Genomic DNA, 14,120 nt, shown 5'->3' with positions numbered 1-14,120 from the left:
TCAGGACTCGCGGATGCGCCGCCGCGCGAACGCGGCGAGCGAGGCAGGCAGCTCGTCGGCGATCGCTGCGTAGCGCTCGGCCGCCTCGACGCGGCGGCCGGAGCGCCACGCGAGGTCCGCGAGCGCGAGCGTCGCGTCACGCCTGGATGCGGCGGAGCCCTCGAGCTCGAGCGCGCGGAGCGCGTCCTCGGCCTCGACCGGGTCGGTGCCCGCGCGGAGCGCGGCGTGCCCCTGCGCGATCGCCGCGGCGGCCCGCGCAGCCGCCGATGGCCGGATCGCGAGCAGTCGCGCGTGGAGCGCCGAGATCGTGACCCAGTCGGTCGCCGCAGCCGAGCGCGCGGCCACGTGCAGCGCGGCGATCGATGCCTCGATCGCGAAGCGCCCGCCCGTGCCTGCGGTCGCGGCCGCATGCTCGAGCCCGGCGAGCAGCAGCGCGCGGTCCCAGCGCGACCGGTCGACCTCGTCGAGCGGGAGCGCGACGCCGTGCGCGTCGAACCTCGCCGGCCGGCGGGCGAGGGCGAGCAGCACCAACGCGAGCAGCGCCTCCGCCTCCGGCTCTGCCGGGTGGGCGCGCTGCACCGCGCGCGCGAGCGTGAGGGCGCTGCGACCGAGGTCGTCGGCCGGGGCGCCGGGCCGGAGGGCGTCCCGCTGCGAGACGGCATGCACCACGGCGATGCACTCGAGCACGGCCGGCAGCCGCTCGGCGCGCGCGTCGCCCTCCGGCACCTCGAAGCGCCCCGCGCCCGCGGCGAGCGCCCGCTTCGCGCGCGTCAGTCGCGCGGAAGCGGCCCGCGGGTCGATGCCGAGGTGCCAGGCGATGCGCGCGGTGGGCAGCCCGCAGACCACCCGCAGCGCCACCACGAGCCGGCTGGCGAAGCCCAGCACGGGGTCGCACGCGACCAGCAGGAGCGCGTAGCGGTCGTCGTCGACGCCGAGGCTCGCGGGCTCGGCTGGCGGTCGCCGCGCCAGCTCGCCCATCGCGCGCTCGCCCGCCGCCCGGCTCCGCACGGCGTCGACGTGGAGTCGCCGCCCGACCGTCGTGCACCACGCGACGAGATCGTCGATGGGCCGCTGCTGCTCGACGGCTCGCGCGATCGCCTCCGCCGCGAGCTCCTCCCCGGCGTCGAGCGACCCCGCGAACGCCGCGAGCTGCCGGACCACGCTCGGCCATGCGGCTCGGAACTGCTCGTCGCTCGGCCGCATCCGCTCATCGTGGCACGGCGGGGCGCTCACCCCATCGGGAAGATGCGCCGCCACTCGATGTGGCCGCCCGTCGGGACGAGCGGCGCGAGCTGCCGCGCGATCTCCTCCGATTCGGCCTCGACGACGTAGTAGCCGCTGATGACCTCATCGCTCTCGATGCTCGCGCCGTCCGTCCAGACGGCGTCGTCCACCTCGCGGCCGTCGGTGCCGGGGACGACCGTGCCGCCGTGGCGGCGGTTGTGGAGCGCGTTGCCCGCGACGATCGTCGCCCCGAGCTCGGCGACCCGTCGCTCGAACGCTTCGAACTCGGGGAACTCGGCCGCGATCTGCTCGCCCGCCGTGTCACCGACGTAGGCGTCCGAGTCCCAGTCGGGCTCCACGATCATGAACATGTACTGCTCGGCCATGGCCGATCCTCTCCCTCACCGACTGCGCCGACCGCAGTCTCACACGAGGGAGACGGATGACGCGCACCGGTTTCGACACGGCTCGCTGCGACACGCCGGTCGCCGGTTCAGGCCTCGAAGCGGTGCATCGCCCTCGCGGCATCGGAGATCGAGCCGGTGAGCGAGGGGAAGACCGGGAAGACGCGGGCGACCTGGTCGACCGTGAGGCGGTGCTCCATCGCCATCGTGACCGGGAAGATGAGCTCCGACGCCTTCGGCGCGACGATGACGCCGCCGATGACCGTGCCGGAGCCGGTGCGCGCGAAGAGCTTCACGAAGCCGTCCTCGACGCCCATCATCTTCGCGCGCGCGTTCGTCGCGAGATCGATGCGGTAGACCTCGCCCTGCGCGATGCCCTCCTCGATCTCCTTCTGCGACCAGCCGACGGTCGCGATCTCGGGCTGCGTGAAGATGTTCGACGCGACCGTGCGCATCGAGATCGGGTCGACCGCGTCGCCGAGCGCGTGGAACATCGCCGTGCGGCCCTGCATCGACGCGACGGATGCGAGCGGCAGCGCGTCGGCGCAGTCGCCGACCGCGTAGACGTTCGGCAGGTTCGTGCGCGCGACGCGGTTCACGAGGATGTTGCCGGAGTCGGCCATCTCGATGCCCGCCTCCTCGAGGCCGATGCCGGCCGTGTTCGGGATCGAGCCGACCGCCATGAGGCAGTGCGAGCCCTCGACCGTGCGCCCGTCGGTGAGCGTCACGACGACGCCGCGCTCGGTGCGCTCGACCTTCTCGGCGCGCGACTTCGACAGCACGTGCATGCCCTGCCGGCGGAAGACGTCCTCGATCACGCGCGCGGCGTCGGTGTCCTCGCCGGGCAATACCTGCTCGCGGCTCGACACGAGCGTGACCTCGGCGCCGATGAGGCTGTAGGCGCTCGCGAACTCCGCGCCCGTGACGCCGGAGCCGACGACGATGAGGTGCTCGGGCACCTCCTCGAGGCCGTAGAGCTGCGTCCACGTGAGGATGCGCTTGCCGTCCGGCATCGCCGACGGCAGCTGGCGCGGGGTCGCGCCGACCGAGACGACGATCGTGTCGGCCTCGAACTCGTCGAAGTCGGAGCCCTGCTTGCCGGTGGAGACGACCACGCGGCCGGGTCCTTCGAGCCGGCCCTCGCCCTGCACGATCGTGACGCCGGCGCGCTCGAGGTCGGCCTTCATGTCGAGCGACTGCTTCGCGGCGAGCGACAGCAGGCGGCGGTTCACCGCTCGCAGGTTGACGGCGACCTCGGGCTTCTGCGGCCGGCCGGAGTCGCCGCGCACCGAGAACTGCACGCCCAGCTGGCTCGCGTCGCGGATCGCGGCGGCCGACTCGGCGGTCGCGATGAGCGACTTCGACGGCACGACGTCCGTGAGGATGGCGCTGCCGCCCACCCCGGTCCGCTCGATGAGCGTGACGACGGCGCCGAGCTGCGCGCCCGCGAGCGCCGCCTCGTATCCGCCGGGTCCGCCGCCGATGATCACCACGCGCTGCTTGCGCTCGAATGCACTCACGGGGACCATCATCGCGCATCCGCGCGCGGCGCTGCTCCTCGGCGCTGCTCCGCGGCGCTGCTCCGCGGCGCTGCTCCTCAGGCCGCGCGGCGCTCGTGCACGGCCGACGTGAGCGTCGTGCCGTTGACCTCGAGGTAGAGCACCCCGTCCATCCGCGAGACGACCATCGCGGTGCGGCGCGAGACGGCGTCGGCGACCGCGTCGACGAATCCGGGATCGAACCAGACGAGCCGCACGTCCTCGGCGCGGTGGATGCGCTTGCCCGCCCACCGACCGGCCACCCGCTCGGGGTCGCGGTGCGTGTAGACGGCGGTGCGCTGCGCTGCCTTGCTGCCGCGGTGCACGCGCTCGGCCTCGGGCGCACCGATCTCGATCCACGCGACGAGCGCGCCCGTCGCGTCGCGCACGAGCACGGCGGGCTCGTCGCCGCCGGCGACGTCGGAGCCGAAGGCGATGCCCTCCTCGTGCTCGAGGCACCACGCGAGCACGCGCGTCACCATGAACGCCGCCGTCTCGGAGGCGTGCTGCGCCACCTTGAGCGAGACCTGCTCGTAGACCCCGCGGTCGACGTCGGACAGCTGCACCTCAAAGGTGTGGATCGTCGCGCCGATGGCCATTCCGCCGAGCCTACGCGAGCGCCAGCCCGCTCCCCCGCGAGTCGGGGGCTTGCGCTGCGCCGCTGCCGGGTTGGCGGTGAGCGCGCCTCTAGAGTTGGCGGCATGACGCACCCGCTCGACCAGCCTGCCGACCCCCGCGAGATCGCCCGGCAGGCCGCCGACGACATCCGCCGCATCACGGGCGTGGAGTCGCACGACATCGCCCTCACGCTCGGCTCCGGCTGGGCGAAGGCCGCCGACCTCATCGGCGAGACGACGCACACGATCCCGGCGACCGACGTCACCGGCTTCTCGAAGCCCGCGCTCGAGGGCCACGTCGGCACGCTGCGCTCGATCCTCCTCGACGACGGCCGCCGCGCGCTCGTCATCGGCGCGCGCACCCACTACTACGAGGGCCACGGCGTGCGCCGCGTCGTGCACTCGGTGCGCACGGCGGCCGCCGCCGGCGCATCCGTCATGGTGCTGACGAACGGCGCGGGCGGCATCAAGCCGCACTGGACGCCCGGCCAGCCCGTGCTCATCAGCGACCACATCAACCTCACCGCCGACTCGCCGCTCGAGGGCGCGACGTTCGTCGACCTCACCGACCTCTACGCGCCGCGCCTGCGCGACATCGCGCGGTCGGTGGATGCGTCGCTCGACGAGGGCGTGTACGTGCAGTTCCGCGGCCCCCACTACGAGACGCCCGCCGAGGTGCAGATGGCGAAGGCGATCGGCGGCGACATCTGCGGCATGTCGACGGCGCTCGAGGCGATCGCCGCGCGCGAGGCCGGCATGGAGGTGCTCGGGCTCAGCCTCATCACGAACCTCGCGGCGGGCATCCAGACCACGCCGCTGTCGCACGAGGAGGTCATCGAGGCCGGCCGCGAGGCCGAGGGCCGCCTCGGCCGCCTGCTCGCCGACGTCGTCGCCGCGATCGGGCAGCCGGCATGACCGGCGAGCTGCTCGACGCGGCGCGCGCGTGGGTCGCCGCCGACCCCGACCCGGTCACGCGCGCCGAGCTCGAGGCGTCGATCGCCGCCGCCGAGACGGGCGACGAGGCCGCTGCTGCCGACCTGGCGGATGCCTTCCGCGGCCGCCTGCAGTTCGGCACGGCCGGGCTGCGCGGCAGGATCGCCGCGGGGCCGAACCGCATGAACCGCGTCGTCGTGCAGCAGGCCTCCGCGGGCCTCGCGGCGTTCCTCGTCGGCCGGGAGTCGCATCCGTCGGTCGTGATCGGCTGGGACGGCCGGCGCGGCTCCGAGGAGTTCGCGCGCGACGCCGCCGAGGTGTTCGCGGGCGCGGGCGTGCGCGCGATCCTGCTGCCGCGGCTGCTGCCGACGCCCGTGACCGCGTTCGCCGTGCGGCACCTGGGCGCGAGCGCGGGCGTCATGGTGACGGCGAGCCACAACCCGCCCGCCGACAACGGCTACAAGGTGTACCTCGGGGGCGCCGACGAGGGCAGCCAGATCGTGCCGCCCGTCGACGCCGAGATCGCGGCGCTCATCGAGCGCGCGGCCGGCACGCCGGTCGCCGACTACCCGCGCGGCGAGCCGGAGGTCGCGGGCGAGGGCGTCTGGGAGGCGTACGTCGCCGCCACCGCGGCGATCGGCCTGCCGCCCGTCGACCAGGACCGCGCATCCGCCCTCGCCGTCGTCTACACGCCGCTGCACGGCGTGGGGCTCGAGACGGTCGAGGCCGTGCTCGAGGACGCCGGCTTCCCGCCGGTCATCGTCGTGCCGGAGCAGGCCGAGCCCGACGGCGCCTTCCCGACCGTCGCGTTCCCCAACCCCGAGGAGCCGGGCGCGCTCGACCTCGCGATGGCGCTCGCCACCGCGAGCGGCGCCGACCTGATCCTCGCGAACGACCCCGATGCCGACCGGCTCGCCGTCGCCGTGCCCGATCAGGCGGCACCGCTCGGCTGGCGCATGCTCACCGGCAACGAGGTGGGGCTGCTGCTCGGCTGGGACGCCGCGCGCGCCGCCCGCGGGCAGGGCGTGCTCGCCGCCTCGATCGTCTCCTCCCCCGGGCTCGGCGTCATCGCCGAGGCGCACGGGCTCGAGTTCGTGCAGACGCTCACGGGCTTCAAGTGGGTCTCGCGCGTGCCCGACCTGCTGTTCGGCTTCGAGGAGGCGCTCGGCTACCTCGTGAACCCCGGCACCGTGCGCGACAAGGACGGCGTCTCGGCGCTCGTGCGCGTGCTCACGATCGCGTCGGAGCTGCACGAGCGCGGCTCGTCGCTCGCCGAGGAGCTGCTCGCGCTCGCCGGCGAGTTCGGCGCGTTCGAGTCTGGGCAGGTGAGCGTGCGCGTCACCGACCTCGCGCGCATCCCCGCCACGATGGCGGCGCTCCGGGCCGCGCCGCCGGCCGAGCTCGCGGGCGCGGCGGTGCTCGCGGCCGACGACCTGTCGCTGCCCGAGCACGGCGCGATCGGCGACATCCTGCGCTTCACGCTCGAAGACGGCTCGCGCGTGATGGTGCGGCCGAGCGGCACGGAGCCGAAGGTGAAGGTCTACATCGACGCGACCTCGACCGAGGGTTCGCCGTCGCAGCGCGTGCGCGCGGCGCGCGCTCGCGTCGACGCCATCGCCGTGGCCGTCCGCCCCCTCCTCTCAGCCTGACCCCCCGCTCGAAGCCGCGGGTGGTCACGACACGCCGTGGCCCGGCGCCGGGGTGGTCAGGACACGCCGTGCGGTCGGCCTCGCTCGCGGCGTGTCGTGACCACCCCGGTCGCACAGAGGTCCCGGGCGAGCTGGACTACCGGCGGAGGGCGGCGATCGCCTCGTCACGCGTCGTCGCGGTCGCGAGCGCGTCGGTGACGCCGGATCCGTCGAGCGCGTTCGCGAGCTCGGCCAGCATCCGCAGGTGCTGCCGCGGGCTCGTCGCGGCGAGGCCGATGACGACCCGGACGGGGTCGTTGTGGGGGTGGCCGAACGCGACCGGCTCGTCGAGCACGACGATCGCGAGCGCATCCCGTCGCACGACGGCGCTCGCCTTCGCGTGCGGCACGGCGACGCCGGGGGCGACGACGCAGTAGGGACCCGACTCCTCGATCTGCTGCACGAGCTCCTCGACGTAGGCTCGCCCGACCGCGTGGGCGGTCACGAGGTCGACGCCGGCGGCCCGCACGGCGGCGCGCCAGTCGGCGGCCCGGACCCCTGGCGAGAAGGTCGCCTCATCGAGCGGCAGCGTCATCGGAGGTCGTCGAACCCGTCGGCGATCTCGTCGGCGAGGTCCTCGCGCTCCTCGAACGAGCAGAACGCGCTCGCGGCGGCGTTCTGCGTGACCTGCTCGAGGTCGTCGAAGTCCCAGTCGAACGTCTCGACCAGCAGGCCGAGCTCGCGCGTGAGGGTCGTGCCCGACTGCAGCCGGTTGTCGACGTTCACGGTGACGCAGAAGCCCAGCTGGTGCAGCAGGTCGATCGGGTGGTCGTCGAGCGCGGAGCCCCACTGCGCGATCGTGCCGGTCTGCAAGTTGGAGGAGGGGCTCACTTCGAGGGCGATCTGCCGGTCCTTCACCCACTCGGCGAGCTCGCCGAGGCGCACGACGACGGCGTCGTCGGTCTCCTCCTCGACCTCGATGTCCTCGGCGATGCGCGTGCCGTGGCCGAGGCGCAGCGCACGGCCGGCGAAGAGCGCGTCGGCGATGCTCTCGAGCCCGTCGCCCTCGCCCGCGTGCACCGTGGCGGGGAAGTGCGCCTTCGCGAGGATGTCGAACGCCGAGCGCATGCGCGAGGCGGGGAATCCGGCCTCGGGACCGGCGATGTCGAAGCCCACGGCGCCGCGGTCGCGGTGCCGCAGCGCGAGCTCGGCGATCTCGTCACCGCGGTCGAGGTGGCGCATGGCGCTGATGAGCTGGCCGACGCGGATGCGGCCGCCGTGCGTCGAGACGAGACCGATGGCCTCCTCGATGCCGGCTTGCACGGCCTCGACGGCCTGATCGAGCGAGAGGCCGCGCTGCAGGTGCTGCTCGGGCGCCCAGCGGATCTCGCCGTAGATCACGCCGTCCTCGGCGAGGTCGAGCACGAACTCCTTCGCGACGCGGTGCAGGCCGTGCTCGGTCTGCATCACCGCGGTCGTGATGTCGAACGTCTTGAGGTACTCGGGCAGCGAGCCGGAGTTCGACTGCGCGGCGAACCACTCGCCGAGCGACGCCGCGTCGGCGGCGGGCAGCTCGAGCCCGATCTCGTCCGCGAGCTCGAGGACGGTCTGCGGTCGCAGCCCGCCGTCGAGGTGGTCGTGGAGGCTGACCTTGGGCAGCGTCTGGATGTCGACGCCCTCGACCTCGTACCGGCTCATCTCGTCCCCGTCGTCGATTCCTGCTGGAACCCCGATCGTATCGGGCGGGCGACGGCAGGATGCGCGTCGGCGCGACGCGGCGTCAGGCGATGCGCTCGCGCACGATCGACGGGACGTCCACGGCCGTGCCCGGAGCGGCGAGCTCCCATGCGCCCTCGAGCGCCTCGAGCGCCCGCGGGATGCGCGAGGCGTCGTCCGCCGAGATCGTCCAGAGCGGGTCGCCCTTCCGCACCGCGTCGCCGGGCTTGACGTGCAGGTCGATGCCGGCGGCGTGGATCACGGGGTCGCTCGCGCGAGCACGGCCCGCGCCGAGCCGCCACGCGGCGATCCCGAAGGGCAGCGCCTCCTGCCGCGCGAGCACGCCGTCGGCCTCCGCGACGACCGTGTGCGTCTCGTTGGGGGTCGGCAGCGCCGCGTCGGGGTCGCCGCCCTGCGCGACGACGAAGCGCCGCCAGACATCCATCGCCCGGCCGTCGGCGAGCGCCGCCTCGACGTCGACGTCGCCCTTGCCCACCGCGTCGAGCATCTCGCGCGCCAGCGCGACGGTCAGCTCGACGACATCGGCGGGACCGCCGCCCGCGAGCACCTCGACCGATTCGCGCACCTCGTTCGCGTTGCCGATCGCGCGGCCGAGCGGGGTGTCCATCGTCGTGAGCAGCGCGCGCGTCTCGACGCCGGCGTCGCGGCCGAGCTCGACCATGGTGAGCGCGAGCTCGCGCGCCCGCTCGAACTCCTGCATGAACGCGCCGGAGCCGAACTTCACGTCGAGCACGAGCGCGCCCGTGCCCTCGGCGATCTTCTTCGACATGATCGAGGATGCGATGAGCGGGATGGCCTCGACCGTGCCGGTGATGTCGCGGAGCGCGTAGAGCCGCTTGTCGGCTGGCGCGAGCCCGGCACCCGCGGCGCAGACGACGCCGCCGACGGTGCGGAGCTGCTCGAGCATCGCCTCGTTCGAGAGGTCGGCGCGCCAGCCGGGGATCGACTCGAGCTTGTCGAGGGTGCCACCGGTGTGGCCGAGGCCGCGGCCGGAGAGCTGCGGCACCGCGGCGCCGAAGGCGGCCACGAGCGGCATGAGCGGCAGCGTGATCTTGTCGCCGACGCCCCCGGTCGAGTGCTTGTCGACCGTCGGCGCGTCGAGCGACGAGAAGTCCATCCGCTCACCCGAGGCGATCATCGCCATCGTCAGGTCGTGGATCTCGCGGCGGTCCATGCCGTTGAGCAGGATCGCCATCGCGAGCGCAGCCATCTGCGGGTCCTCGACGTAGCCGCGCGTGTACGCGTCGACGAGCCAGTCGATCTGCGACGTCGAGAGCGTGCCCCGGTCGCGCTTCGTGCGGATGATGTCGACGACGTCGAACGCCTCAGCCATGGTCTTCCTCGTCCCGCGCCGCGCTCTCGCGCGATGCGTAGTCCTCGAGCTCTGCCGGGCCGAACGCATCCGGGAGCACCTGCGCCATCGTGCGGATGCCGCTCACCGTGTCGAGCAGCATGCCCGGCGCCGCGTGCTCGGAGAGCAGCTGTCGGCAGCGGCCGCACGGCATGAGCCGCTCCCCCGCGCCGTTGACGCACGCGAACGCGACGAGGCGGCCGCCGCCGCCCATCACGAGCTCGCTCACGAGCGAGCACTCCGCGCACAGCGTCACGCCGTACGCCGCGTTCTCGATGTTCGCGCCCGAGATGAGGCGGCCGTCGTCGACGAGCGCGGCCGCGCCGACCGGGAACCCGGAGTAGGGCGCGTACGCCTTCCCGGCAGCCTCCACGGCGGCGGCGTGCAGCGCCGACCAGTCGATGTCGCGCATCCGGCTACTGCTTCACGTATGGCTTGCCGCTGGCGGCCGGCGCCCTCGACTGGCCGATGAAGCCGGCGACGGCGAGCAGGGTGATGACGTACGGGAGCATGAGCATGAACTCGCTCGGCACCGGCGAGCCGATCGCGCCGAGCGTCTGCTGCAGCGCCGAGGCGAAGCCGAACAGCAGCGCCGCCGCGGTCGCCTTGATCGGGTGCCACTGCCCGAAGATGACCGCCGCGAGGGCGATGTAGCCGAGACCGGCCGTCATCTCGCGGGTGAACGAGCCGTTCGAGTCGAGCGTGAAGTACGCGCCGCCGAGGCCGGCGACCGCGCCCGCGAGCGAGACGTTCCAGAAGCGCAGCCGGTTGACCTTGATGCCGACGGTGTCGGCCGCCATCGGGTGCTCGCCGATCGCGCGCAGGCGCAGGCCCCACGTGGTCTTGAACAGGCCCCAGGCGATGAGCGGCACGGCGATGTACATCGCGTAGACGATGATCGTCTGGTTGAAGAGCGCAGGCCCCAGCAGCGGGATGCTCTCGAGCACCGGGATCGGCAGCTTCGGCAGGCGATCGGGCGAGTTGAGCGCCTGGTTGTCGGTGAGCACCGACGAGTAGAAGAAGTTCGTGAGCCCGGCGACGAGCACGTTGAGGACGACGCCGACGATGACCTGCTCGACGAGGTAGCGGATCGCGAAGGCCGCGAGCACCATCGAGACGAGCACGCCGGCGAGCATCGCGGCGAAGACGCCGACGATCGTGCTGCCGGTCGCGGATGCGACGACCGCGCCCGTGAAGGCGCCGCCGAGCAGCTGCGCCTCGATCGCGATGTTGACGACACCGGCCCGCTCGGAGATGACGCCGCCCATGGCGCCGAAGATGAGCGGCACGGAGAGGCCGACGGTCGCGAACAGCAGTCCCGCGATCGGGATCATCGAGCCCGCGCCGGCCCAGCTGAGGAAGCCGACGACGAACAGCAGGCCGAAGACCACCGGTAGCCACGCGCCGAGCCGGCGCGTGGTGGCCGCGGCCCAGAACGACAGCGCCGTGAGCGCCGCGAGCAGGAGGACGATGACGACGCCGGTCGGGCGCGACGGGAGCACGGCATCCGGGATGGGGAAGAAGTCGCCCGCGTCGGCGAGGCGCAGCGTGGCGCTGCCGTCGCGGCCGAGGGCGATCATGAGGATCGCCGCGACGACCGTGAGGACCGCGTACGAGACGGGGCCCTTCCAGTGGCGGACGACCGCGCGCTCGAGCTCGACCGTCTGGACGGGCGCCGGAGCCTGCGCGTCGATGGGGTGCTGCGTGGTCACGCCTGCGTTCCCTTCGTCTTGGTCGCGGCTGCGAGCGCGGCCTCGTCGCGGCGCTGCCGTCGCGACTTCTTCTTGCCGGGCTGCGGCAGGCCGAACATCGCGCGCACGAGCGGCGGGGCCGCGATGAAGAGCACGATGAACGACTGCACGACGAGGATGATGTCGATCGGCACGCCCTCGGCGGCCTGCATGCGGAATCCGCCGGCCTTGAACGCACCGAAGAGCAGGCCCGCGAAGAGCGTGCCCCACGGCGTCGAGCCGCCGAGCAGCGCGACGGTGATGGCGTCGAAGCCGATGCCGGCGTCGATGCCCGACGTGAAGCCGGTCGTGACGGCGCCCGTGACCTGCTGGGCGCCCGCGAGGCCCATGAAGCCGCCCGAGAACAGCATGGCGAGCAGCGTGATCCGCTTCACGTCCATGCCGGCGTTGAGCGCGGCGTTCGCGTTGAAGCCGACCGCGCGGAACTGGAAGCCCAGGTTGGAGCGGTTGATGAGCCACGAGCAGAAGATGACCGCGGCGACCGAGAGCACGAAGCCCCAGTGGAGGCTGAAGGGCGGACCGAAGATCGGCGGCAGCACCGCGGTGTCGGCCATGGGGGGCGAGATGGGGTTGTTGCCGCCCGGGTTCTGCAGCAGTCCGGGCGTGCGCAGCATCCAGGTGATGAACCAGAGCGCCACGAAGTTGAGCATGATCGTGACGATCACCTCGTGCGCGCCCGTGTAGGCCTTGAAGGCGCCGGCGACGCCGCCCCAGATGGCGCCGGCGAGGATGCCGACCGCGATCGCGACGAGCACGTGGAGCACCGGCGGCAGGTCGAAGGAGAACCCGACCCAGCCCGCGGCGGCGGCGGCCCAGAGCATCTGGCCGCGACCGCCGATGTTGAACAGGCCGACGCGGAACGCGAGCGCGACGCCGAGGCCGGCCGCGATGAGCGGCGTGGCGAAGTTGAGCGTGTCGGTGAGCGGCTTAATGAGCTGGGCGAACCCCGCGTCGGCGCGCGACAGGTTGAGGATCGAGCCCTGGAACAGCGCCGAGTACGCGCCGAAGACCGCATCCCACGCCGCGCCGAGCATGTCTGCCGGGCGCGAGAAGAAGTAGCCGCTCGTCTCCTGCACGCGCTCGTCGGTGAAGGCGATGAGGATGCCGCCGACGATGAGCGAGGTGATGATCGCGAGGATCGCCATGACGAGGTTGCCGCCCATGATGCGGCGGAACGCGCTGCCCCAGGGGTCGTCGATCTCGGCGGTGCGGTCGTCGGTCGGCGCGGCCGCGACGGGCGCGGCGACCTCGGCGACCTCGGGCGCGTGCACGACGGCCGGCGCCGAGCCGGAGTCGGGCGAGCCGCCCGGGCGCTGCGGGGCGTCGGGCTGGATCGGGTCGTCGGCGTCGAGCGGCTGGTCGTTCACGCGGCGGCTCCTTCGAGGTCGGCGGGTCGCTCGCCGGCCATCATGAGGCCGAGCGTGTCGCGGCTGGTGTCGGCGGGCACGATGCCGACGATGCCGCCGCGGTACATCACGGCGATGCGGTCCGCGAGCCCGACGACCTCGTCGAGCTCGGTCGACACGACGATCACCGGGATGCCGGCGTCGCGCGTCGCGATGATCTGGCTGTGGACGAACTCGATCGAGCCGACGTCGAGGCCGCGGGTGGGCTGCGACGCGACGAAGAGCGCGAGCGGGCGGCCGAGCTCGCGGGCGAGCACGACCTTCTGCTGGTTGCCGCCGGAGAGGGTGCCGACGTGCGTGTCGATGCCCTGGGCGCGGATGTCGAAGCCGGTGAGCTTCTCCTCGGCGAACTCGTCGCGCGCGCCGCGGTCGACGGTCCCCGCCTTGACGAAGGGGGCGCCGCGGTAGCGGTCGAGCATGAGGTTCTCGGCGATCGTGAAGTCGCCGACGAGGCCGTCGACCTTGCGGTCCTCGGGCACGAAGCCCACGCCGGCGTCGAGCACCTCGCGCACCGAGTCGCCGAGCAGCTCGTTGCCGTTGAGGTCGATCGACCCCTTCGCGCGCGCCTGCAGGCCGAGGATCGCCTCGGTCAGCTCGGTCTGCCCGTTGCCCTGGACGCCGGCGATGCACAGCACCTCGCCGCCCTGCACGGTGAACGAGACGTCGTTGACGACCTTCTGGCCGATCGCGTCGAGCACGGTGAGGTTCGAGACCGTCAGCGTGTTGTCGGTGAGCACCGGGGGGTTCTTCTGCACGGTGAGCTCGACGGGTCGGCCGACCATCATCGAGGCGAGCTCGGTGCTCGTCGACGCGGGGCTCGCCTCGCCGACGACCTTGCCGAGGCGGATGACCGTGATGCGGTCGGCGATGGCGCGCACCTCGCGGAGCTTGTGGGTGATGAAGACGATCGCGGTGCCCTCGTCGCGCAGCTGCTGCATGATCGCCATCAGCTCGTCGGTCTCCTGCGGCGTGAGGACGGCGGTGGGCTCGTCGAACACGAGCACCTTCGCATCCTGCGACAGGGCCTTGATGATCTCGACCCGCTGCTGCACGCCGACGGGGAGGTCCTCGATCTTCGCGTCCGGGTCGACGTGGAAGCCGAAGCGCTGCGAGATCTCGCGCACCTTCTGCTTGGCGCCGGCGAGTCCGCCGAGGCCCTTCTCGTGCCCGAGGAGCACGTTCTCGGCGACCGTGAAGACGGGGATGAGCATGAAGTGCTGGTGCACCATGCCGATGCCGGCGTGCATGGCGTCGCCGGGTCCTGCGAAGCGCTGCTGCACGCCGTCGAGCAGGATCTCGCCCTCGTCGGCCTGGTAGAGGCCGTAGAGCACGTTCATCAGGGTGGACTTGCCCGCGCCGTTCTCGCCGAGCAGGCAGTGGATCTCGCCCGCCTTGACCTCGAGATCGATGTGGTCGTTGGCGGTGAGCGCGCCGAAGCGCTTCGTGATGCCCCGCAGCTCCAGGGTGGAGTGCTGGCTCGAGTGCTCGACGGTCATGGGCCTTCCTTCGACGAGGCGGACGACTGTGAATC

13 protein-coding genes are annotated in these 14,120 nt (G+C 72.9%); 2 read left to right on the top strand and 11 right to left on the bottom strand.

Annotated features, from left to right (window positions below):
- The 4 genes from ABD106_RS12175 to ABD106_RS12160 all read right to left on the bottom strand — a co-directional run bounded on the left by ABD106_RS12175 (position 1) and on the right by ABD106_RS12160 (position 3,765).
- Positions 1–1,203 carry a DUF6596 domain-containing protein gene (locus ABD106_RS12175; RefSeq protein WP_343920704.1) on the bottom strand — a complete coding sequence of 401 codons (1,203 nt, stop codon included), beginning with the start codon at positions 1,201–1,203 and terminating at the stop codon, positions 1–3.
- A 26-nt stretch (positions 1,204–1,229) separates the two neighbouring features.
- Positions 1,230–1,610, bottom strand: coding sequence for a YciI family protein (locus ABD106_RS12170; RefSeq protein WP_343920702.1), 381 nt, complete (start codon positions 1,608–1,610; stop codon positions 1,230–1,232).
- Between the two features lie 107 nt (positions 1,611–1,717).
- Positions 1,718–3,148, bottom strand: coding sequence for an NAD(P)H-quinone dehydrogenase (locus tag ABD106_RS12165; RefSeq protein WP_425545747.1), 1,431 nt, complete (start codon positions 3,146–3,148; stop codon positions 1,718–1,720).
- Between the two features lie 77 nt (positions 3,149–3,225).
- Positions 3,226–3,765: a YaeQ family protein gene (locus ABD106_RS12160; protein WP_343920700.1), complete on the bottom strand. Its 540-nt coding sequence runs from the start codon at positions 3,763–3,765 to the stop codon at positions 3,226–3,228.
- A gap of 102 nt (positions 3,766–3,867) precedes the next feature.
- Here ABD106_RS12160 and ABD106_RS12155 point away from each other — a divergent pair, with 102 nt between their 5' ends.
- Entirely contained in the window at positions 3,868–4,698 is an 831-nt protein-coding gene (locus ABD106_RS12155; protein ID WP_343920698.1) for a purine-nucleoside phosphorylase, read from the top strand.
- Positions 4,695–6,365, top strand: coding sequence for a phospho-sugar mutase (locus tag ABD106_RS12150; protein ID WP_343920696.1), 1,671 nt, complete (start codon positions 4,695–4,697; stop codon positions 6,363–6,365). Before ABD106_RS12155 ends, ABD106_RS12150 begins: the two co-directional genes overlap by 4 nt.
- A gap of 136 nt (positions 6,366–6,501) precedes the next feature.
- Here ABD106_RS12150 and ABD106_RS12145 read toward each other — a convergent pair whose 3' ends face one another.
- The 7 genes from ABD106_RS12145 to ABD106_RS12115 all read right to left on the bottom strand — a co-directional run bounded on the left by ABD106_RS12145 (position 6,502) and on the right by ABD106_RS12115 (position 14,085).
- Positions 6,502–6,939 (bottom strand): PTS sugar transporter subunit IIA, encoded by a 438-nt coding sequence (locus ABD106_RS12145; protein WP_343920694.1) that lies wholly within the window; start codon positions 6,937–6,939, stop codon positions 6,502–6,504.
- A complete protein-coding gene (locus ABD106_RS12140; protein ID WP_343920692.1) occupies positions 6,936–8,042 on the bottom strand; it encodes an adenosine deaminase in 1,107 nt (368 codons plus the stop codon). Before ABD106_RS12140 ends, ABD106_RS12145 begins: the two co-directional genes overlap by 4 nt.
- An 82-nt stretch (positions 8,043–8,124) precedes the next feature.
- Positions 8,125–9,414 (bottom strand): thymidine phosphorylase, encoded by a 1,290-nt coding sequence (locus ABD106_RS12135; protein ID WP_343920690.1) that lies wholly within the window; start codon positions 9,412–9,414, stop codon positions 8,125–8,127.
- Positions 9,407–9,844: a cytidine deaminase gene (locus ABD106_RS12130; RefSeq protein ID WP_343920688.1), complete on the bottom strand. Its 438-nt coding sequence runs from the start codon at positions 9,842–9,844 to the stop codon at positions 9,407–9,409. The genes ABD106_RS12135 and ABD106_RS12130 overlap by 8 nt, the downstream gene beginning before the upstream one ends.
- A gap of 4 nt (positions 9,845–9,848) precedes the next feature.
- Positions 9,849–11,144, bottom strand: coding sequence for an ABC transporter permease (locus ABD106_RS12125; protein WP_343920686.1), 1,296 nt, complete (start codon positions 11,142–11,144; stop codon positions 9,849–9,851).
- The gene (locus ABD106_RS12120) at positions 11,141–12,550 is read right to left on the bottom strand and encodes an ABC transporter permease (RefSeq protein ID WP_343920684.1); all 1,410 of its coding nucleotides are present in this window, start codon (positions 12,548–12,550) and stop codon (positions 11,141–11,143) included. Before ABD106_RS12120 ends, ABD106_RS12125 begins: the two co-directional genes overlap by 4 nt.
- Entirely contained in the window at positions 12,547–14,085 is a 1,539-nt protein-coding gene (locus ABD106_RS12115; protein ID WP_343920682.1) for an ABC transporter ATP-binding protein, read from the bottom strand. Before ABD106_RS12115 ends, ABD106_RS12120 begins: the two co-directional genes overlap by 4 nt.
- Positions 14,086–14,120: the final 35 nt, after the last annotated feature.

Source organism: Agrococcus citreus (assembly GCF_039527715.1).
GTDB classification, from domain to species: Bacteria; Actinomycetota; Actinomycetes; order Actinomycetales; family Microbacteriaceae; genus Agrococcus; species Agrococcus citreus.
This window is presented reverse-complemented; position numbering and strand designations above follow the sequence as displayed.

Bases quoted from the DNA above. Each gene is read 5' to 3' on its own strand.
- ABD106_RS12175 (WP_343920704.1), bottom strand. From the start codon at position 1,203: ATGCGGCCGAGCGACGAGCAGTTCCGAGCCGCATGGCCGAGCGTGGTC.
- ABD106_RS12145 (WP_343920694.1), bottom strand. From the start codon at position 6,939: ATGACGCTGCCGCTCGATGAGGCGACCTTCTCGCCAGGGGTCCGGGCC.
- ABD106_RS12115 (WP_343920682.1), bottom strand. From the start codon at position 14,085: ATGACCGTCGAGCACTCGAGCCAGCACTCCACCCTGGAGCTGCGGGGC.
- ABD106_RS12160 (WP_343920700.1), bottom strand. From the start codon at position 3,765: ATGGCCATCGGCGCGACGATCCACACCTTTGAGGTGCAGCTGTCCGAC.
- ABD106_RS12155 (WP_343920698.1), top strand. From the start codon at position 3,868: ATGACGCACCCGCTCGACCAGCCTGCCGACCCCCGCGAGATCGCCCGG.
- ABD106_RS12140 (WP_343920692.1), bottom strand. From the start codon at position 8,042: ATGAGCCGGTACGAGGTCGAGGGCGTCGACATCCAGACGCTGCCCAAG.
- ABD106_RS12150 (WP_343920696.1), top strand. From the start codon at position 4,695: ATGACCGGCGAGCTGCTCGACGCGGCGCGCGCGTGGGTCGCCGCCGAC.
- ABD106_RS12170 (WP_343920702.1), bottom strand. From the start codon at position 1,610: ATGGCCGAGCAGTACATGTTCATGATCGTGGAGCCCGACTGGGACTCG.
- ABD106_RS12135 (WP_343920690.1), bottom strand. From the start codon at position 9,414: ATGGCTGAGGCGTTCGACGTCGTCGACATCATCCGCACGAAGCGCGAC.
- ABD106_RS12130 (WP_343920688.1), bottom strand. From the start codon at position 9,844: ATGCGCGACATCGACTGGTCGGCGCTGCACGCCGCCGCCGTGGAGGCT.